This is a genomic window from Serratia sp. H402Y, assembly GCF_051172415.1.
GTDB lineage: Bacteria > Pseudomonadota > Gammaproteobacteria > Enterobacterales > Enterobacteriaceae > Serratia > Serratia ureilytica.
Window position 1 is genome coordinate 82,324 of record NZ_JBPIYZ010000004.1, and the last position, 19,608, is coordinate 101,931.

17 protein-coding genes are annotated in these 19,608 nt (G+C 62.3%); 15 read left to right on the top strand and 2 right to left on the bottom strand.

Going from position 1 to position 19,608, the window contains the following annotated elements:
* The first annotated feature begins 205 nt into the window (after positions 1 to 205).
* From ACSBQS_RS18840 to baeR, 6 genes are read left to right on the top strand one after another with little or no spacing between them, the layout of a single operon-like run.
* Positions 206 to 1,459: an MdtA/MuxA family multidrug efflux RND transporter periplasmic adaptor subunit gene (locus tag ACSBQS_RS18840; RefSeq protein WP_033644057.1), complete on the top strand. Its 1,254-nt coding sequence runs from the start codon at positions 206 to 208 to the stop codon at positions 1,457 to 1,459.
* Complete coding sequence (locus ACSBQS_RS18845) at positions 1,459 to 4,578, top strand: MdtB/MuxB family multidrug efflux RND transporter permease subunit (RefSeq protein WP_047025609.1); 3,120 nt, start codon at positions 1,459 to 1,461, stop codon at positions 4,576 to 4,578. Before ACSBQS_RS18840 ends, ACSBQS_RS18845 begins: the two co-directional genes overlap by 1 nt.
* Complete coding sequence (mdtC, locus tag ACSBQS_RS18850) at positions 4,575 to 7,655, top strand: multidrug efflux RND transporter permease subunit MdtC (protein ID WP_047025608.1); 3,081 nt, start codon at positions 4,575 to 4,577, stop codon at positions 7,653 to 7,655. The genes ACSBQS_RS18845 and mdtC overlap by 4 nt, the downstream gene beginning before the upstream one ends.
* 10 nt (positions 7,656 to 7,665) lie before the next feature.
* Positions 7,666 to 9,096: a multidrug transporter subunit MdtD gene (mdtD, locus tag ACSBQS_RS18855; protein ID WP_033644060.1), complete on the top strand. Its 1,431-nt coding sequence runs from the start codon at positions 7,666 to 7,668 to the stop codon at positions 9,094 to 9,096.
* On the top strand, positions 9,093 to 10,475 hold the full coding sequence (gene baeS / locus ACSBQS_RS18860; protein WP_033644061.1) for a two-component system sensor histidine kinase BaeS: 1,383 nt from the start codon (positions 9,093 to 9,095) through the stop codon (positions 10,473 to 10,475). The genes mdtD and baeS overlap by 4 nt, the downstream gene beginning before the upstream one ends.
* On the top strand, positions 10,475 to 11,191 hold the full coding sequence (gene baeR / locus ACSBQS_RS18865) for a two-component system response regulator BaeR (protein WP_033644062.1): 717 nt from the start codon (positions 10,475 to 10,477) through the stop codon (positions 11,189 to 11,191). The genes baeS and baeR overlap by 1 nt, the downstream gene beginning before the upstream one ends.
* Here baeR and ACSBQS_RS18870 read toward each other — a convergent pair.
* Complete coding sequence (locus tag ACSBQS_RS18870) at positions 11,188 to 11,370, bottom strand: hypothetical protein (protein ID WP_046687632.1); 183 nt, start codon at positions 11,368 to 11,370, stop codon at positions 11,188 to 11,190. The two genes, baeR and ACSBQS_RS18870, sit on opposite strands and share 4 nt — an antisense overlap.
* Before the next feature lie 285 nt (positions 11,371 to 11,655).
* Here ACSBQS_RS18870 and ACSBQS_RS18875 point away from each other — a divergent pair, with 285 nt between their 5' ends.
* Together ACSBQS_RS18875 and yegQ are read left to right on the top strand one after the other, a co-directional pair.
* Positions 11,656 to 11,994: a YegP family protein gene (locus tag ACSBQS_RS18875; RefSeq protein ID WP_033644064.1), complete on the top strand. Its 339-nt coding sequence runs from the start codon at positions 11,656 to 11,658 to the stop codon at positions 11,992 to 11,994.
* Between the two features lie 178 nt (positions 11,995 to 12,172).
* Complete coding sequence (yegQ, locus tag ACSBQS_RS18880; protein WP_197750028.1) at positions 12,173 to 13,525, top strand: tRNA 5-hydroxyuridine modification protein YegQ; 1,353 nt, start codon at positions 12,173 to 12,175, stop codon at positions 13,523 to 13,525.
* A gap of 216 nt (positions 13,526 to 13,741) precedes the next feature.
* On the opposite strand, the gene ACSBQS_RS18885 is transcribed toward yegQ, so the two are convergent.
* Positions 13,742 to 13,963, bottom strand: coding sequence for a hypothetical protein (locus tag ACSBQS_RS18885; protein WP_127897175.1), 222 nt, complete (start codon positions 13,961 to 13,963; stop codon positions 13,742 to 13,744).
* Positions 13,964 to 13,992: 29 nt separating this feature from the next.
* On the opposite strand from ACSBQS_RS18885, the gene yegS reads away from it, so the two are divergent.
* The 7 genes from yegS to gutM all read left to right on the top strand — a co-directional run bounded on the left by yegS (position 13,993) and on the right by gutM (position 19,571).
* On the top strand, positions 13,993 to 14,898 hold the full coding sequence (yegS, locus tag ACSBQS_RS18890; RefSeq protein ID WP_033644066.1) for a lipid kinase YegS: 906 nt from the start codon (positions 13,993 to 13,995) through the stop codon (positions 14,896 to 14,898).
* Between the two features lie 261 nt (positions 14,899 to 15,159).
* Positions 15,160 to 16,209, top strand: a complete 1,050-nt coding sequence (gene fbaB, locus ACSBQS_RS18895; RefSeq protein WP_015378749.1) for a class I fructose-bisphosphate aldolase — start codon at positions 15,160 to 15,162, stop codon at positions 16,207 to 16,209.
* A 236-nt stretch (positions 16,210 to 16,445) separates the two neighbouring features.
* Positions 16,446 to 16,994, top strand: coding sequence for a PTS glucitol/sorbitol transporter subunit IIC (srlA, locus tag ACSBQS_RS18900; RefSeq protein ID WP_004941528.1), 549 nt, complete (start codon positions 16,446 to 16,448; stop codon positions 16,992 to 16,994).
* Positions 16,995 to 17,009: 15 nt separating this feature from the next.
* The gene (srlE, locus tag ACSBQS_RS18905) at positions 17,010 to 17,993 is read left to right on the top strand and encodes a PTS glucitol/sorbitol transporter subunit IIB (RefSeq protein WP_042785195.1); all 984 of its coding nucleotides are present in this window, start codon (positions 17,010 to 17,012) and stop codon (positions 17,991 to 17,993) included.
* Between the two features lie 22 nt (positions 17,994 to 18,015).
* Positions 18,016 to 18,378, top strand: coding sequence for a PTS glucitol/sorbitol transporter subunit IIA (gene srlB / locus ACSBQS_RS18910; RefSeq protein WP_004941520.1), 363 nt, complete (start codon positions 18,016 to 18,018; stop codon positions 18,376 to 18,378).
* A gap of 10 nt (positions 18,379 to 18,388) precedes the next feature.
* The gene (gene srlD / locus ACSBQS_RS18915; protein ID WP_047025605.1) at positions 18,389 to 19,168 is read left to right on the top strand and encodes a sorbitol-6-phosphate dehydrogenase; all 780 of its coding nucleotides are present in this window, start codon (positions 18,389 to 18,391) and stop codon (positions 19,166 to 19,168) included.
* Between the two features lie 46 nt (positions 19,169 to 19,214).
* Complete coding sequence (gutM, locus tag ACSBQS_RS18920; RefSeq protein ID WP_434991275.1) at positions 19,215 to 19,571, top strand: transcriptional regulator GutM; 357 nt, start codon at positions 19,215 to 19,217, stop codon at positions 19,569 to 19,571.
* Positions 19,572 to 19,608 lie beyond the last annotated feature (37 nt).

A 19,608-nucleotide genomic window follows, 5' to 3' on the forward strand; every position in this document is an offset into this window, starting at 1 on the left:
AACGGATTGGCTATAAGCTGAAACAAATCACTTATAAACATAGCACGCTCAAATCACCCACTTATTAGGACAATGCTGACGGTTCCTCCATATTTCCTTCATTTTTATGCCGTCCCCGCTGGCTAAACTAGTATCCTGTAAGGAGTGTCATTTTTGTGGCAATGAGTGCCCGCACCCCTGCCTTTTGGAGAGAATTTTCGCCGCCATGAATGCAAAACCCCAACGCCGTTCCCTGATGCCGCGCCTGCTGGTTGCGGCCATCCTGGTCATCGCCGCCGTCTTCGCCTGGCGTTATTTTAACGCCGCTCAACCGCCGGCCGGCACGGCCCCGGGCGCGCAGCAGGCCGGCGGCAAAGCGGGGGCCGGTCGCGCGGCGGGCGGGCGGCGCGGCGCGCCGATGTCGCCGGTGCAGGCCGCGACGGCCACGCAACAGACGGTGCCGCGCTATCTTTCCGGCTTGGGCACCGCCACCGCCGCCAATACCGTCACCGTCACCAGCCGGGTCGACGGCCAACTGATGGCGATCCACTTTACCGAAGGCCAGCAGGTCAAAGCCGGCGATCTGCTGGCGGAGATCGATCCCCGGCCGTTCCAGGTGCAGCTGACCCAGGCGCAGGGGCAGTTAGCGAAAGATCAGGCCACGCTGGCCAACGCCCGGCGCGATCTGGCGCGCTACCAGCAATTGGTGAAAACCAATCTGGTTTCCCGTCAAGAGCTGGATACGCAGGCCTCGCTGGTGCAGCAAACCGAAGGCGCCATCAAAGCCGATCAGGGCGCGGTCGACAGCGCCAAACTGCAGATCACCTACAGCCGCATCACTGCGCCAATCGACGGCCGCGTCGGGTTGAAACTGGTCGACGTCGGCAACTACGTCACCAGCGGCAGCACCACCGGTTTGGTGGTGATCACGCAGACGCACCCGATCGACGTGGTGTTCACGCTGCCCGAAGGCAACATCGCCGATCTGCTCAAGGCGCAAAAAGCCGGGCCGGTGAGCGTCGAAGCCTGGGATCGCACCAACCAGAACAAGCTGACGACCGGTTCGCTGCTGAGCCTGGACAACCAAATTGATACCGCCACCGGCACCATCAAGCTGAAAGCGCGCTTCGCCAACGAAGACGACGCGCTGTTCCCCAACCAGTTCGTCAACGCGCGGCTGCAGGTGGATACCCTGCACGATGCGGTGGTGATCCCGACCGCCGCGCTGCAGATGGGCAACGAAGGCAACTTCGTCTGGACGCTCAGCGAAGACAACAAGGTCAGCAAACACCGGGTCACCGCCGGCGTGCAGGACAGCCGGCAGGTGGTGATCAGCGCCGGCCTCAACGCCGGCGATCGGGTGGTGACCGACGGCATCGATCGCCTGACCGAAGGCATGCAGGTGGAAGTGCTGGCGCCGAACGACGCGCCTGCGGCGTCAAAAGCCAAGCGCGAACCTGACGTTCAGAGGAAGTCCTGATGCAGGTGATGCCACCGACCCGCGGCGGCGGCCCTTCCCGCCTGTTTATCCTGCGCCCGGTCGCCACCACCCTGCTGATGGTGGCGATACTGCTGGCGGGGATCATCGGCTATCGCGCGCTGCCGGTTTCCGCGTTGCCGGAAGTGGACTACCCGACCATCCAGGTGGTGACGCTGTACCCCGGCGCCAGCCCGGACGTGGTCACCTCCGCCATTACCGCGCCGCTGGAACGCCAGTTCGGCCAGATGTCCGGCCTGAAGCAAATGGCGTCGCAAAGCTCCGGCGGCGCCTCGGTGGTGACGCTGCAATTCCAGCTGGCGCTGCCGCTCGACGTCGCGGAGCAGGAAGTGCAGGCGGCGATCAACGCCGCCACCAACCTATTGCCGAACGATCTGCCCTACCCGCCGATTTACAGCAAGGTTAACCCGGCCGATCCGCCGATCCTGACGCTGGCCGTCACCTCCACCGCCATGCCGATGACGCAGGTGGAAGACATGGTGGAGACGCGCGTAGCGCAGAAAATCTCTCAGGTGACCGGCGTCGGCCTGGTGACCCTGGCCGGCGGCCAACGCCCGGCGGTGCGTGTAAAACTGAACGCCGCGGCGGTCGCCGCCTATGGCCTGAACAGCGAAACCATCCGCACCGCCATCAGCAACGCCAACGTCAACTCGGCAAAAGGCAGCCTGGACGGCCCGACCCGCTCGGTCACCCTGTCCGCCAACGACCAAATGAAATCCGCCGACGACTATCGCCAGCTGATCGTCGCCTATCAGAACGGCGCGGCGATCCGCCTGCAGGATATCGCCACCATCGAACAAGGGGCGGAAAATACCCGACTGGCGGCCTGGGCCAACCAGCAACAGGCGATCGTGCTGAACATTCAGCGCCAGCCCGGCGTCAACGTCATCACCACCGCCGACAGCATCCGCGAAATGCTGCCGACGCTGATTAAAAGCCTGCCCAAGTCGGTCGACGTCAAGGTGTTGACCGATCGCACCACCACCATCCGCGCCTCGGTCAGCGACGTGCAGTTCGAGCTGCTGCTGGCGATCGCGCTGGTGGTAATGGTGATCTACGTGTTCCTGCGCAACGTGCCGGCGACCATTATCCCCAGCGTGGCGGTGCCGCTGTCGCTGGTCGGCACCTTCGCCGCCATGTATTTCCTCGGCTTCTCCATCAATAACCTGACGCTGATGGCATTAACCATCGCCACCGGTTTCGTGGTGGATGACGCCATCGTGGTGATCGAGAACATCTCGCGCTACATCGAGAAAGGGGAAAAGCCGCTCGACGCCGCGCTGAAAGGGGCCGGCGAGATCGGCTTCACCATCATCTCGCTGACCTTCTCGCTGGTGGCGGTGCTGATCCCGCTGCTGTTCATGGGCGACATCGTCGGCCGCCTGTTCCGCGAGTTCGCCGTGACGCTGGCGGTGGCGATTTTGATCTCCGCCGTGGTATCGCTGACGCTGACGCCGATGATGTGCGCCCGCATGCTCAGCCACGAATCGCTGCGCAAGCAGAACCGCTTCTCCGCCGCCTCTGAGCGCTTTTTCGAGCGCGTGATCGCGCGATACGGCCAGTGGCTGAAAACGGTGCTTAACCACCCCTGGCTGACGCTCGGCGTGGCCGTGGGCACCCTGGCGCTGACGGTGTTGCTGTACCTGCTGATCCCGAAAGGCTTCTTCCCGGTGCAGGACAACGGCATCATTCAGGGCACGCTGGAGGCGCCGCAGAGCGTTTCGTTCAGCAATATGGCCGAGCGCCAGCAGCAGGTCGCGGCGCAGATCCTCAAAGATCCGGCGGTGGAGAGCCTGACCTCGTTCGTCGGCGTCGACGGCAGCAACGCCACGCTCAACAGCGGCCGGCTGCAGATCAACCTGAAGCCGCTGAGCGAACGCAGCGACCGCATTCCGGCGATCATCAGCCGGTTGCAGCAGCAAACGGCGCAGTTCCCCGGCGTGAAGCTGTACCTGCAGCCGGTGCAGGATCTGACCATCGATACCCAGGTCAGCCGCACCCAGTACCAGTTCACCCTGCAGGCGATGTCGCTGGACGATCTCAGCCTGTGGGTGCCGCAGCTGATGGATGAGCTGAAGCGCACCCCGCAGCTGGCGGACGTCACCAGCGATTGGCAGGATCAGGGGCTGGTCGCCTACGTCAACGTCGATCGCGATTCGGCCTCGCGCCTCGGCGTCACCATGAGCGACGTGGACAATGCGTTGTACAACGCCTTCGGCCAACGCCTGATCTCCACCATCTACACCCAGGCCAATCAATACCGGGTGGTGCTGGAGCACGACGTCAGCGCGACGCCGGGGTTGGCGGCGCTCAATGAGATCCGTCTGAGCGGCAAGGACGGCGCCGTGGTGCCGTTGAGCGCCATCGCCAAAATCGAAGAACGTTTCGGCCCGCTGTCGGTCAACCACCTCGACCAATTCCCGTCGGCCACCGTCTCGTTCAACGTCGCCGCCGGCTACTCGCTCGGCGAAGCGGTAGACGCGGTCACCCAGGCGGAAAAAAATCTCGCCATGCCGAAAGACATCACCACCCAATTCCAGGGCGCGACGCTGGCCTTCCAGGCGGCGCTCGGCAGCACGCTGTGGCTGATTTTGGCGGCGGTGGTGGCGATGTATATCGTGCTGGGCGTGCTGTATGAAAGCTTCATTCATCCGGTGACCATCCTCTCCACCCTGCCGACCGCCGGGGTCGGCGCGCTGCTGGCGCTGATGCTGGCCGGCAGCGAACTGGACGTGATCGCCATCATCGGCATCATCCTGCTGATCGGCATCGTGAAGAAGAACGCCATCATGATGATCGACTTCGCGCTGGCGGCGGAACGCGAACAGGGCTTATCGCCGCGCGACGCCATTTATCAGGCCTGCCTGCTGCGTTTCCGGCCGATCCTGATGACCACGCTGGCGGCCTTGCTCGGCGCGCTGCCGCTGATGCTGAGCACCGGCGTCGGCGCGGAGCTGCGGCATCCGCTCGGCGTCTGTATGGTCGGCGGCCTGATCATGAGCCAGATCCTGACGCTGTTCACCACGCCGGTGATCTACCTGCTGTTTGACAAACTGGCGCGCAACACGCATCGCCAGCCGGATACGCAGGAGCTGCCGTGAAATTCTTCGCCCTGTTCATTCACCGGCCGGTGGCCACCACCCTGCTGACGCTGGCCATCGCCATCAGCGGCGCGATCGGTTTTCGCCTGCTGCCGGTGTCGCCGCTGCCGCAGGTGGATTTTCCGGTGATTTCGATCAGCGCGTCGCTGCCGGGCGCCTCGCCGGAAACCATGGCCTCCTCGGTGGCGACGCCGCTGGAACGCGCGCTGGGCCGCATCGCCGGGGTCAATGAAATGACCTCGATGAGCTCGCTCGGCAGCACCCGGGTGATTTTGCAGTTCGATCTCAGCCGCGACATCAACGGCGCCGCGCGCGACGTGCAGGCGGCGATTAACGCCGCGCAAAGCCTGTTGCCGACCGGCATGCCGAGCCGCCCCAGCTATCGCAAGGTCAACCCTTCCGACGCGCCGATCATGATCCTGACGCTGACGTCGGACACCTACAGCCAGGGGCAGCTTTACGACTTCGCGTCCACCCAGCTGGCGCAGAAGATCAGCCAGACCGAAGGCGTCGGCGACGTTTCCGTGGGCGGCAGCTCGCTGCCGGCGGTGCGGGTGGAGTTGAACCCTTCGGCGCTGTTCAATCAGGGCGTTTCGCTGGATGCCGTGCGGCAGGCCATCAGCAACGCCAACGTGCGCCGCCCGCAGGGCGCCGTCGAAAACCCGCAGCAACGTTGGCAAATCCAGGCCAACGACGCGCTGAAAACCGCCGACGCCTACCGCCCGCTGATCGTTCATTACAACAACGGTTCGGCGGTGCGGCTCGGCGACGTGGCCGAGGTCAAAGATTCGGTGCAGGACGTGCGCAACGCCGGGATGACCGACGCCAAGCCGGCGATCGTTCTGGCCATCAGCCGCGCGCCGGACGCCAACATCATCGAAACCGTCGATCGCATTCGCGCCGAGCTGCCCGCGCTGCAGGAAAACATTCCGGCCGCAATCTCGCTCAACGTCGCGCAGGATCGCTCGCCGACCATTCGCGCGTCGCTGGCCGAGGTCGAACAGTCGCTGGCGATCGCCATCGGGCTGGTGATCCTGGTGGTGTTCATCTTCCTGCGTTCCGGCCGCGCCACGCTGATCCCGGCGGTCGCCGTGCCGGTGTCGCTGATCGGCTCGTTCGCCGCCATGTACCTGTGCGGCTTCAGCCTCAACAACCTGTCGCTGATGGCGCTGACCATCGCCACCGGCTTTGTGGTGGACGACGCCATCGTGGTGCTGGAAAACATTTCCCGCCACGTCGAGGCCGGCATGAAACCGATCAACGCCGCGCTGCTGGGCGCGCGGGAGGTCGGTTTCACCGTGCTGTCGATGAGCGTTTCGCTGGTGGCGGTGTTTATCCCGCTGCTGCTGATGGCGGGCCTGCCCGGCCGGCTGTTCCGCGAATTCGCCGTCACCCTGTCGGTGTCGATCGGGCTGTCGCTGATCGTCTCGCTGACGCTCACGCCGATGATGTGCGCCTATCTGCTGCGCCACCAGCCGGCGCGTTCGCAGCGGCGCGCGCGCGGCTTCGGCAAAATGCTGCTGGCGCTGCAGCAGGGTTACGGACGCTCGCTGAACTGGGTGCTTGGCCACTCGCGCTGGGTGCTGGCGGTGTTCCTCGCCACCATTGCGCTCAACGTCTGGCTGTATATCAGCATCCCGAAAACCTTCTTCCCCGAACAGGATACCGGCCGCCTGATGGGCTTTATCCAGGCCGATCAGAGCATCTCGTTCCAGGCGATGCGCGGCAAACTGGAAGATTTCATGAAAATCGTGCGCGAAGATCCGGACGTGGAAAACGTCACCGGCTTTACCGGCGGCTCGCGCACCAACAGCGGCTCGATGTTCATCTCACTGAAACCGCTGTCGGTGCGCAGCGACGACGCGCAGAAAGTGATCGCCCGCCTGCGCGCTCGCCTGGCCAAAGAACCGGGCGCCAGCCTGTTCTTGATGGCGGTGCAGGATATCCGCGTCGGCGGCCGCCAGGCCAACGCCAGCTACCAATATACGCTGCTGGCGGATGACCTCGCCGCGCTGCGCGACTGGGAACCGAAGATCCGCGCCGCGCTGGCGGCATTGCCCGAGCTGGCGGACGTCAACTCGGATCAGCAGGATAAAGGCTCGGAGATGGATCTGGTCTACGATCGCGAGACCATGGCGCGCCTCGGCATTTCGGTGTCCGACGCCAACAACCTGTTGAACAACGCCTTCGGCCAGCGACAGATTTCGACCATCTATCAACCGCTCAACCAATACAAGGTGGTGATGGAAGTGGCGCCGCCTTACACTCAGGACGTCAGCTCGCTGGACAAAATGTTCATCATCAACAACGAAGGCAAGGCGATACCGCTCTCCTACTTCGCCAGTTGGCGACCGGCCAACGCGCCGCTGTCGGTCAACCATCAGGGGCTGTCCGCCGCCTCAACCATCTCCTTTAACCTGCCGGACGGCGGCAGCCTGTCGGACGCCACCGCCGCTGTCGAGCGCACCATGACTCAGCTCGGCGTGCCGTCCACGGTGCGCGGCGCCTTCGCCGGCACCGCCCAGGTGTTCCAGGACACCCTGAAGTCGCAGCTGCTCCTGATCCTGGCGGCGATCGCCACGGTGTATATCGTGCTCGGCGTGCTGTACGAGAGCTATATCCATCCGCTGACCATCCTCTCCACCCTGCCTTCCGCGGGCGTGGGGGCGCTGTTGGCGCTCGAGCTGTTCGGCGCGCCGTTCAGCCTGATCGCGCTGATCGGCATCATGCTGTTGATCGGCATCGTGAAGAAAAACGCCATCATGATGGTCGACTTCGCGCTCGAGGCGCAGCGCAACGGCGGCATCAGCGCCCGCGAGGCGATTTTCCAGGCCAGCCTGCTGCGCTTCCGGCCGATCCTGATGACCACGCTGGCGGCGCTGTTCGGCGCGCTGCCGCTGGTGTTGACCAGCGGCGACGGTGCGGAGCTGCGCCAGCCGCTCGGCATCACCATCGCCGGCGGTCTGGTGATGAGCCAGCTGCTGACGCTGTACACCACGCCGGTGGTCTATCTTTACTTCGACCGGCTGCAGGCGAAGTTCCGCCGCAACAAGCAGCTGGCCCCGCTGCCGCACTAATGGCCGACCGATGCTGATGAAACACACCGCCACGGTACGTTGGCAACTCTGGATAGTGGCGTTCGGCTTCTTTATGCAGACGCTGGATACCACTATCGTCAATACCGCCCTGCCCTCGATGGCCGCCAGCCTGGGGGAGAACCCGCTGCGCATGCAGTCGGTGATCGTCGCCTATGTGCTGACGGTGGCGGTGACGCTGCCGGCCAGCGGCTGGCTGGCGGACAAGGTCGGCGTACAGCGGGTGTTTTTCAGCGCCATTGTGCTGTTTACCCTCGGCTCCCTCCTCTGCGCCCGCTCGGCAACCCTGAACGAGCTGATCGCCTCGCGCGTGCTTCAGGGCATCGGCGGCGCGATGATGGTGCCGGTCGGCCGCCTGACGGTGATGAAGATCGTGCCGCGCGAGCAGTACATGGCGGCGATGACCTTCGTGACGCTGCCGGGCCAGATCGGCCCGCTGATGGGGCCGGCGCTGGGCGGACTTCTGGTGCAATACGCCAGCTGGCACTGGATTTTCCTGATCAATATTCCGGTGGGCATCGTGGGCGCCATCGCCACGCTGCTGCTGATGCCCAACTACCAAATGCAGACCCGCCGCTTCGATCTCAGCGGCTTTTTCCTGCTGGCGATCGGCATGGCGTCGCTGACGCTGGCGCTCGACGGCCACAAAGGCATGGGCCTGACCGGCGGCGCCATCGCCGGCCTGGTGGCGCTGGGCGCGGCGGCGTTGTTGGGGTATGTTTGGCATGCCTACGGCAATAGCCGCGCCCTGTTCTCGCTGCGGCTGCTGCGCACCCCGACCTACAAGATCGGGCTGCTGGCCAGTCTGCTGGGGCGCATCGGCAGCGGCATGCTGCCGTTCATGACACCGCTGTTTCTGCAGGTGGGCATGGGCTTCACGCCGTTCCACGCCGGGCTGATGATGATCCCGATGATCATCGGCAGCATGGGCATGAAGCGCATCGTGGTGCAGGTGGTCAACCGCTTCGGCTACCGCAACGTGCTGGTGGCCGCCACGCTGCTGCTGGCGCTGGTCAGCCTGAGTTTCCTGCTGGCGGCGATGCTCGGCTGGCTGTGGCTGCTGCCGGTGATACTGTTCTTCCAGGGGATGGTCAACGCATTGCGCTTCTCGGCGATGAATACCCTGACGCTGAAAGACCTGCCGGACCGCCTGGCCAGCAGCGGCAACAGCCTGTTGTCGATGGTCATGCAGCTGTCGATGAGCCTCGGCGTCAGCGTCGCCGGCATCTTGATCGGCAGCTTCGCCCATCACCAGGCGGTGGCCGACAGCCCGGCCATCCACAGCGCATTTATTTACAGCTACTGCTGTATGGCGTTGATTATCGCCCTGCCCGCGCTGGCCTTCGCGCGCGTGCCGGCGGATAGCGCGCCTAACCGCACGCTGGCCAAAGAGCCGGGCACCGGCTCAACGAGGTTGCAATGAAGATAGGCATTACCGGGAAGCTGTTCCTGGCCATTTTCGCCACCTGCATGCTGGTGTTGATCACCATGCACTGGGGGGTGCGCGTCAGCTTTGAGCGCGGTTTTATCGACTACATCAAGAGCAGTAACGAGCAGCGCATCAACATGCTGAGCGAAGCGCTGGAGGAGCAGTACAGCCATCATGGCAACTGGATATTCCTGCGCAACAACGATCAGGTGGTCTACCAAATCATGCGTTCGTTCGAGCAGAACAGCGACAGCAGCCACAACCTGCCGCCCAAAGGCTGGCGCACCCAGTTTTGGGTGGTGGACAGCCAGTTCAATCGGCTGGTCGGGCATTCCGGCCCGTTGCCGAAAGAGGGGCCGCGCCACCCGATCCGCTACAACAACGAGATCGTCGGTTGGGTGCTCACTACCCCGGTCGAACGCCTGACGCGCAATACCGACATCAACTTCGATCGCCAGCAGCGCCGCACCAGCTGGATCATCGTCGCGCTCTCCACCCTGCTGGCGGCGGCGGTGACCTGGCTACTGTCGCGCGGCATGCTGGCCCCGGTTAAACGCCTGGTGGCGGGCACCCATCGATTGGCGGCGGGCGACTTCACCGCCCGCGTGGCGGTCAGCAGCCAGGATGAGCTGGGCAGGCTGGCGCACGACTTCAACCAGTTGGCCACCTCGCTGGAGAAAAATGAACAGATGCGCCGCGCCTTTATGGCCGACGTGTCGCACGAACTGCGCACGCCGTTGGCGGTGCTGCGCGGCGAGCTGGAGGCGCTGCAGGACGGCGTGCGCCAGCCGACGCCCGCGTCGCTCAGCTCGCTGCAGGCCGAGGTGTCCACCCTGACCAAACTGGTCGACGACCTGCACCAGCTTTCGCTCTCCGATCTCGGCGCGCTGGCCTATCGCAAATCGTCGGTGGACTGCGTGCATCTGCTGCAGATCGCCGTCGCCGCCTTCCGCGAGCGCTTTCGCGCCAAAGGGCTGGAGATCGTCACCCATCTGCCGCCCCAGGCGCCGCTGTTCGGCGATCCCGATCGCCTGAATCAACTGTTCAATAACCTGTTGGAAAACAGCCTGCGCTACACCGATGCCGGCGGCCGGCTGGAAATCAGTGCCGAGCTGCAGCCGGGGCGGCTATCCCTCTGCTGGCAGGACAGCGCGCCAGGCATCAGCGATCAGCAACTGACGCGCATTTTCGAACGTTTCTACCGGGCGGAAGGCTCGCGCAACCGCGCCAGCGGCGGTTCCGGTTTGGGGCTGGCGATCTGCCACAACATCGTGGAAGCGCACGACGGAAAAATCCGCGCCGAGCATTCGCCTTTAGGCGGCGTGCGCATTACAGTAGAATTTGCTACCCCGATAAAAAATAAGGCGCCCTGATGGACATTCAGAATCAACCCGTGCAGATCATGATTGTTGAAGATGAGCCCAAGCTGGGCCAGCTGCTGGTGGATTATCTGCAGGCGGCGGGCTACGCCACCCGTTGGCTGACCAACGGCAACGAAGTGGTGCCGACCGTGCACCAGCATCCGCCGGCGCTGATCTTGCTCGATCTGATGCTGCCGGGCGCCGATGGGCTGACGGTGTGCCGCGAGCTGCGCCGCTTCAGCGACGTGCCGATCGTGATGGTGACGGCGAAAATCGAAGAGATTGACCGCCTGCTGGGGCTGGAGATCGGCGCCGACGATTACATCTGCAAACCCTACAGCCCGCGCGAAGTGGTGGCGCGGGTGAAAACCATTCTGCGCCGCAGCTATCGGCCGCAGGAGAATGCGCGGGAAGATGACCTGCTGCACATCGATGAACCGCGTTTCCAGGCCAGCTATCAGGGGCAGTTGCTGGATCTGACGCCGGCGGAGTTCCGCCTGCTGAAAACGTTGGCCAGCCAGCCGGGCAACGTATTTTCGCGCGAGCAGCTGCTGAACAACCTGTATGACGACTATCGGGTGGTCACCGACCGCACCATCGACAGCCACATCAAAAACCTGCGCCGCAAGCTGGAGCTGATCGACGGGCAAAAATCCTTTATCCGCTCGGTATACGGCGTCGGTTACCGCTGGGAAGCCGAGCCCTGCCGGCTGGTGAATGGGGTTTAGGGGAGAGAATCGACCGCGTTCCACCAAGGCGCGCGGTCAGCCACACCCTGTTGTCGCTCATCCGACAGCAGGAAGTCGTGTGGTAGGGCTGTGTTAGCGATCATTCTCAACAGAGGCTCCCAATCTTTATCGCTGCCCTCGCTTTTATCATTTCCTACTGACCGTTCGATTTTTTCCATCCTTGGCGCTCCTGTGCAAAATTTACCCTATTTTATCTCTGCGAGGTGAACCCGCCAAGATGAAATCGCGAGTGTTACACGGCTTAGACGTCCCAAATACTGCACTGCGCAATCACCGCCCCTCTCTTAGCTTCCCGTGCGGCGCCGGGCTTCTCGGGCGAAAACTCCGCGCCGGCGCAAAAAAATTGCGCATTTTTTCGACTAAGCTGCTGTGAGGTTTAGCCACCGATTTTCAAGCGATTGGCTACACTTACATCACGAATCGGAACCTACAGGAGAAGAACCATGGCAATCGGTCATTACGAGCTGAAAAAAGCAAAGAACGGACAGTACCACTTCAACCTGAAAGCCAGTAACGGCGAGATCATTCTGGCCAGCGAGATGTACGCCAGCAAAGCGTCGGCGGAGAACGGCATCGCCTCGGTGCAGACCAATTCGCCGCATGAAGCGCAGTTTGAGCTGAAGCACAGCACCAGCAACCAGCCCTACTTTGTGCTGAAGGCCAAGAACCATCAGGTGATCGGCGTCAGCGAAATGTACAGCTCCGAAAGCGCAGCCAAAAACGGTATCCAGTCGGTGATTAAAAACGGCCCGACCACCGACATTCGCGATTTGAGCGCCTGATCCCCCGTTTCGCCCGCGCGGTGGCCGCCATCGCGCGTTTTCCGTTTGACCGGGATCAATCTCCCTTGAATAAATCCGGTTAACTGCTGATTTTTTGCCGCGCCGCGGCTACAATCCCCCGCTTTTACTGCGCCATCAGGTGGCGTGGTGCTGACCTGAAATCAGACCGAGACACACTATGTTTACACCGGAACTTCTCTCCCCGGCCGGCACGCTGAAAAACATGCGTTACGCCTTCGCCTACGGCGCCGATGCGGTTTACGCCGGCCAGCCGCGCTACAGCCTGCGGGTGCGCAACAACGAGTTCAACCACGAGAATCTGGCGCAGGGCATCAACGAAGCGCACGCGCTGGGCAAAAAATTCTACGTGGTGGTCAACATCGCCCCGCACAACGCCAAGCTGAAAACCTTCCTGCGCGATCTGAAACCGGTAGTCGATATGGGCCCGGATGCGCTGATCATGTCCGATCCTGGCCTGATCATGATGGTGCGCGAAGCCTTCCCGCAGATGGACATCCACCTGTCGGTGCAGGCCAACGCCGTTAACTGGGCGACGGTGAAGTTCTGGAAACAAATGGGCCTGACCCGCGTGATCCTGTCGCGCGAGCTGTCGCTGGAAGAGATCGCCGAGATCCGCGCCGAAGTGCCGGACATGGAGCTGGAGATCTTCGTCCACGGCGCGCTGTGCATGGCCTACTCCGGCCGCTGCCTGCTGTCCGGCTACATCAACAAGCGCGATCCCAACCAGGGCACCTGCACCAACGCCTGCCGTTGGCAGTACAAGGCGGAAGAAGGCAAAGAGGACGACACCGGCAATATCGTGCACCTGCACGAGCCGATCCCGGTGCAGACCGTCGAGCCGACGCTGGGCATCGGCGCGCCGACCGACAAGGTATTCATGCTGTCTGAGACGCAAAAACCAGGCGAATATATGAGCGCCTTCGAGGACGAACACGGCACCTACATCATGAACTCCAAGGATCTGCGCGCCATCCAGCACGTAGAGCGTCTGACGCAGCTCGGCGTGCATTCGTTGAAGATCGAAGGGCGCACCAAGTCCTTTTACTACTGCGCGCGCACCGCCCAGGTCTACCGCCGCGCCATCGACGACGCCGTTGCCGGCAAACCGTTCGATCCGACCCTGCTCACCACGCTGGAAGGCCTGGCGCACCGCGGCTATACCGAAGGCTTCCTGCGCCGCCACGTGCACGAAGCGCAGCAGAACTACGACTACGGCTCTTCGCTCTCCGAGCGCCAGCAGTTCGTCGGCGAGTTCACCGGCGTGCGCCGCGAAGGCTGGGCGGAAGTCGACGTGAAGAATAAATTCTCACTCGGCGACAGCGTCGAGATGATGACGCCGGGCGGCAACGTGCTGTTCACCCTCGAAAGCATGCAAAATAAGAAAGGCGAGCCGATTGAGGTCGCGCCGGGCAACGGCCATATCGTTTATTTGCCGATCCCGCAGGATATCGATCTCAATTATGCTTTGCTGATCCGCAATTTGGCGGAAGAAAATAGCGCCGGAGCCTAACAATGAATCGCCGTCATTCGGCGGCGATTTTTAGCAAATATTAGAATTGGATCACATCAATGTGCCCGCAGCTTGGTTACTATCACGCTGCTTAAAACGAACAACGAAAATATTTGCATAGCAATACTAGGAACCACCTCCTTAGCCGGCCCAATCTCCCTTGGGCTGGCTTTTTCTTTATGGGCCCGCCATTGCCGCCGGCGCGCCTATTTCTCATTACGTTTTCCCGTTATCCATTTTAATAAAAATAATAACGCCACATCGATATATAAATAACGCTATAGCGATTAATCCTGCCGCCATTAAAATTGCGCTTATTGTCAGGTTAAATTCAGATAAATTCGCATCGTCTTCATATTCACGGCGCAATGGGAAATAACCGGAATTAGCTGAATATTCTGATGGCTTGGCGGCCTGGGCTGGTTTATCTTGAGGCATTATTGGTTTTCCGCCGGAGGAGCTCGGCAATGCCTCAACACTCACATGCACCAGCACTGCTTATCATCAACGGCAAGGGCGCCGGCAACGAAGAGCTGCGCCAGGCCGTCAACCGGCTGCGCGAAGAGCAGATAACGCTGCACGTGCGCGTCACCTGGGAACACGGCGACGCCGCGCGCTACGTCGCGGAAGCCGCTCGGCTCGGCGTCGGCACCGTCGTCGCCGGCGGCGGTGACGGCACCATCAACGAAGTGGCCGCCGCGCTGGCGCAACTGCCGGCGCAAGGTCGGCCGGCGCTGGGCATTTTGCCGCTCGGCACCGCCAACGACTTCGCCATGGCCTGCAACATTCCCCTCTCGCCCGAGCAGGCGCTGCAGCTGGCGATCAAGGGCCGCTCGGTGCCTATCGATCTGGCCAAGGTCAACGGCGAGCGCTACTTCATCAACATGGCCACCGGCGGCTTCGGCACCCGTATCACCACTGAAACGCCGGAGAAGCTGAAGGCGGCGTTGGGCGGCGTGTCCTACTTCGTTCACGGCTTATTGCGCATGGATACGCTGCAGGCCGACCGCTGTGAAATCCGCGGGCCGGACTTCCGCTGGGCCGGCGAAGCGCTGGTGATCGGCATCGGCAACGGCAAACAGGCCGGCGGCGGCCAGGAACTGTGCCCCAACGCGCTGATTAACGACGGGCAGTTGCAGCTGCGCCTGTTAATCGCCGATGAACTGCTGCCGGCGCTGGTGGCCGCCCTGTTCAACGACGAAGAGAGCAACAGCATCCTCAGCGCCGCGCTGCCGTGGCTGGAGATCGACGCGCCGCATGAGATGACCTTCAACCTCGACGGCGAGCCGCTCAAAGGCCGCCATTTCCGCATCGAAGTGGTGCCGCAGGCCATCGAATGCCGCCTGCCGCCGAACTGCGCCCTGCTGGGCTAATCCGGCTCTGCGCCCGCTCGCCGCTCGGAACGCCAAGGCAGGCGAGATCGAACAATCAAGCACTTAACGCGCCGGGGGCGATTGCCCCCGCGTATTTGGCTACGCCAATGGCATTTCCTCTCAATCGCATCTATTGTTTGTCCTTGCCGGATCAAGTTCGGTAGCATCGCTTTACAGCTTCAATCACCGCTTTTTTACTACGCCGGTGGTCAAAAACCCTTGCATTGCCGGTGTATGAAGAAGCTTAATCGGGAGTGAATCATGACTGATATTGTGCAGTTGCTAGGAAAGGAAGCGGAAGATCTGCTGCAACACCGCTGTACCACTATCCCCGCCGAGAATCTCTACCTGCCGGGCGCCGACTTCGTCGACCGCGTAATGATCGATAACAACCGCCCCAACAGCGTGCTGCGTTCGATGCAAACCCTGTTCAACCACGGCCGCCTGGGCGGCACCGGTTACCTGTCGATCCTGCCGGTCGATCAGGGCATCGAGCACTCCGCCGCCGCCTCGTTCGCCGCCAACCCGCTGTATTTCGATCCGAAGAACATCGTCGAGCTGGCGATTGAAGCCGGCTGTAACTGCGTCGCCTCCACCTACGGCGTGCTGGCGTCGGTATCGCGCCGCTACGCGCATAAAATTCCGTTCCTGGTCAAACTCAACCACAACGAAACGCTGAGCTACCCGACCCAGTACGACCAGACCCTGTACGCCAGCGTCGAGCAGGCGTTCAACATGGGCGCAGTGGCGGTCGGCGCCACCATTTACTTCGGCTCCGAGCAGTCGCGCCGCCAGATCGAAGAGATCTCGATCGCCTTCGAGCGCGCGCATGAGCTGGGCATGGTCACGGTGCTGTGGGCCTATCTGCGCAACCCGGCGTTCAACAAGGACGGCGTGGACTACCACTCCAGCGCCGATCTGACCGGCCAGGCCAACCACATCGCCGCCACCATCGGCGCCGACATCGTCAAACAGAAAATGGCCGAAAACAACGGCGGTTACCGCGCGGTGAAATTCGGCTATACCGACGATCGCGTCTACACCAAGCTGACCACCGATCACCCGATCGATCTGGTGCGCTACCAGCTGGCCAACTGCTACATGGGCCGCGCCGGGCTGATCAACTCCGGCGGCGCCGCCGGTGAGAACGATCTGCAGGAATCGGTGCGCACCGCAGTGATCAACAAACGCGCCGGCGGCATGGGCCTGATCCTGGGGCGTAAAGCGTTTAAGAAATCGATGAAAGACGGCGTGGCGCTGATCAACGCCGTACAAGACGCCTACCTGGACAAGAAGGTCACCATCGCCTGATGTGACAGACCGCCTGTCCCAAAGCCCGGTTCGCCGGGCTTTTTTGTGCCCGTTATCCCGCCTCTCGCGCCGTTCACCTTCTCTTTCTTTCACTTTAAACTTTCAAAATAAAATATTTATCTTTCAAATTGTGATCTATTTAAAACAAATAGCCCAACAAAGTGACTACTGTAAGGCCCATGGCGACAGAGCCGCCGTTCGCTCCAGGCCATAACAGTCCATTACAGGAGAACATAATGATTGAGCTAATCACCCACGGCGCCGAGTGGTTTATCGGCCTGTTTCAGAAAGGCGGTGAAGTGTTTGTCGGCATGGTGACCGGCATTTTGCCTTTGTTGATCAGCCTGTTGGTTATCATGAACGCGCTGATCAAATTTGTTGGCCAGGAACGTATCGAACGATTGGCGCAGCGCTGTGCGGGCAACCCCGTTTCGCGTTATCTGCTGCTGCCGCTGATCGGCACCTTTGTCTTCTGCAACCCGATGACCCTCAGCCTGGGGCGCTTCATGCCGGAGAAATACAAGCCGAGCTACTACGCGGCGGCCTCCTACAGCTGCCACTCGATGAACGGCCTGTTTCCGCACATCAACCCCGGCGAACTGTTCGTTTACCTCGGCATCGCCAGCGGCCTGACCACCCTCGGCCTGCCGCTCGGCCCGTTGGCGGTGAGCTATTTCCTGGTGGGGCTGTTCACCAACTTCTTCCGCGGCTGGGTCACCGATCTCACCACCAGTCTGTTCGAACGCAAGATGGGCATCCGTCTGGATCGCCAGGTGCAACTTTAATTCGTGGAGTGCAGCATGAGTGCTTATATCCGTATTGAAAAAGGCGCCAGCGGCTGGGGCGGCCCCCTGGAACTGCCGATAGAACCCGGCAAAAAAGTGGTGTACATCACCGCCGGCACCCGGCCTTCCATCGTCGATCGCCTCAGCGAATTGACCGGTTGGCCCGCCGTCGACGGTTTCAAAGAGGGCGAGCCGCCGGCGGAAGAGATCGGCGTGGCGGTGATCGACTGCGGCGGCACCCTGCGCTGCGGCCTGTACCCGAAACGCCGCATTCCGACGGTCAACATCCACGCCACCGGCCAGTCCGGCCCGCTGGCGCAGTTTATCCTCGAAGACATCTATGTCTCCGGCGTGCGCGACCACAACATCAGCCGAATCGACGCGACGGAGAACCCACCCGCCGCCGCCGCCGTTGCCGCGCCGCCCAAGGCGCGCGACTACGACACCAGCAAGAAGATCACCGAACAAAGCGACGGGCTGCTGGCGAAGGTCGGCATGGGCATGGGATCGGTGGTGGCGGTGTTCTTCCAGGCTGGACGCGACACTATCGACACCGTGCTGAAGACCATTCTGCCGTTTATGGCGTTCGTCTCGGCCTTGATCGGCATCATCATGGCCTCCGGCCTCGGGGACTTTATCGCTCACGGCCTGACGCCGCTGGCCAACAGCCCGATCGGCCTGGTGACGCTGGCGCTGATCTGCTCATTCCCGCTGCTGTCGCCGTTCCTCGGCCCCGGCGCGGTCATCGCCCAGGTGATCGGCGTGCTGGTCGGGGTGCAGATCGGCCTCGGCCATATCCCGCCGCAGCTGGCGCTGCCCGCGCTGTTCGCCATCAACGCGCAGGCCGCCTGCGATTTCATTCCGGTCGGCCTGTCGCTGGCGGAAGCCAAACAGGACACCGTACGGGTCGGCGTGCCTTCAGTGCTGGTTGGCCGCTTTCTGACCGGCGCGCCGACGGTCCTGATCGCCTGGGCCGCCTCGGCCTTTATTTATCAATAGCATGATTTCCAGGGAGACGTTTATGCACACCATTTTTCATACCACCATCACGCAGATCGGCGGCTGCGCCCGCGACGCGTTGCTGGACAACATGCTGATCACTTTCCGTGAAGGCGCGCCGGCGGATATCGAAGAGTTCTGCTTCATCCACCGCCACGGCGCGACCGCCGGCGAGCTGCAGGTGGGCGGCGTGATGGAGCTGGCGCAGCAGCGCTACGCCATCACCGCCGTCGGCAGCGTCGCCACGCAGAATCTGCGCGAGCTCGGCCACATCACCGTACGCTTCGACGGCGAAGCCGAAGCCGAATTCCCCGGCTCGATCCACGTTTCCGGCCCGACGCCGACCGATATCCCGTTGGGCAGCACGCTGTCATTTATCGCATAAGGAGTAGACCATGTCTGAAGTAGCTGTAGTGATCGGCGGCGGCCAAACGTTAGGCGCCTTTTTGTCCCACGGGCTGGCGCAGGCCGGCTATCGGGTGGCGGTGGCCGATCTGAACGCCGACAACGCCAATCGGGTGGCGCGGCAGATCAACGAAGAGTACGGCACAGGCAGCGCCTGCGGTTTTCAGGCCGACGCCACCGACGAGCAGAGCGTGCTCGCACTGGCGGCGGCGGTTGACCGGGAATTTGGCCAAACCAACCTGCTGGTCTACAGCGCCGGCATCGCCAAGGCGGCGCCGATCACCGACTTCCCGCTGGGCGACTTCGACCGCTCGCTGCAGGTGAACCTGGTGGGCTATTTCCTCTGCGCCCGCGAGTTCTCGCGCCTGATGATCCGCGACGGCATCGCCGGGCGCATCATTCAGATCAACTCCAAGTCCGGCAAGGTCGGCAGCAAGCACAACTCCGGCTACAGCGCCGCCAAGTTCGGCGGCGTGGGGCTGACGCAGTCGCTGGCGCTCGATCTGGCGGAATACGGCATTACCGTGCATTCGCTGATGCTCGGCAACCTGCTGAAATCGCCGATGTTTCAATCGCTGCTGCCGCAGTACGCGCAAAAATTGGGCATCGCGCCGGACCAGGTGGAGCAGTACTACATCGACAAAGTGCCGCTGAAGCGCGGCTGCGACTACCAGGACGTGCTGAACACCCTGCTGTTCTACGCCAGCGATAAGGCCTCTTACTGCACCGGCCAATCGATCAACATCACCGGCGGCCAGGTGATGTTCTGACGCCACCGACGCCCCCTTCCGCGGAAGGGGGCATAAGGAGAACCCCATGACACAAGCTTTGATCGCCTTCGCGCTGCTGGCCTGGCTGCTGCAAATCGCCTTCGGCTGGTGGCACCTGCAACGTTTCAACCGCGCCTTCGACGGCTTATGCCGACTGGGCGCCGTCGGCGTCGGCCGCTCCGGCGGCCGTTTTCGCCCGCGGGTGGTGCTGGCGCTGGCCTTCGACGCCGATCGGCGGGTGTGCGGCAGCCTGTTGCTGCGCGGCCTGACCGTCTTCGCCCGGCCCCGCCCGCTGCCTCATTTGCACGGTTTGCATCAGCGGGATTTGCGCCCGGATGTGATCTTCCCCGAGGATCGCGCATGCCAGTCTGCACTATCGTTAGCGATTGAACCCAAATCGTGATATTTTCACATTAAAAGGCATTACCTTTCATAGTGAA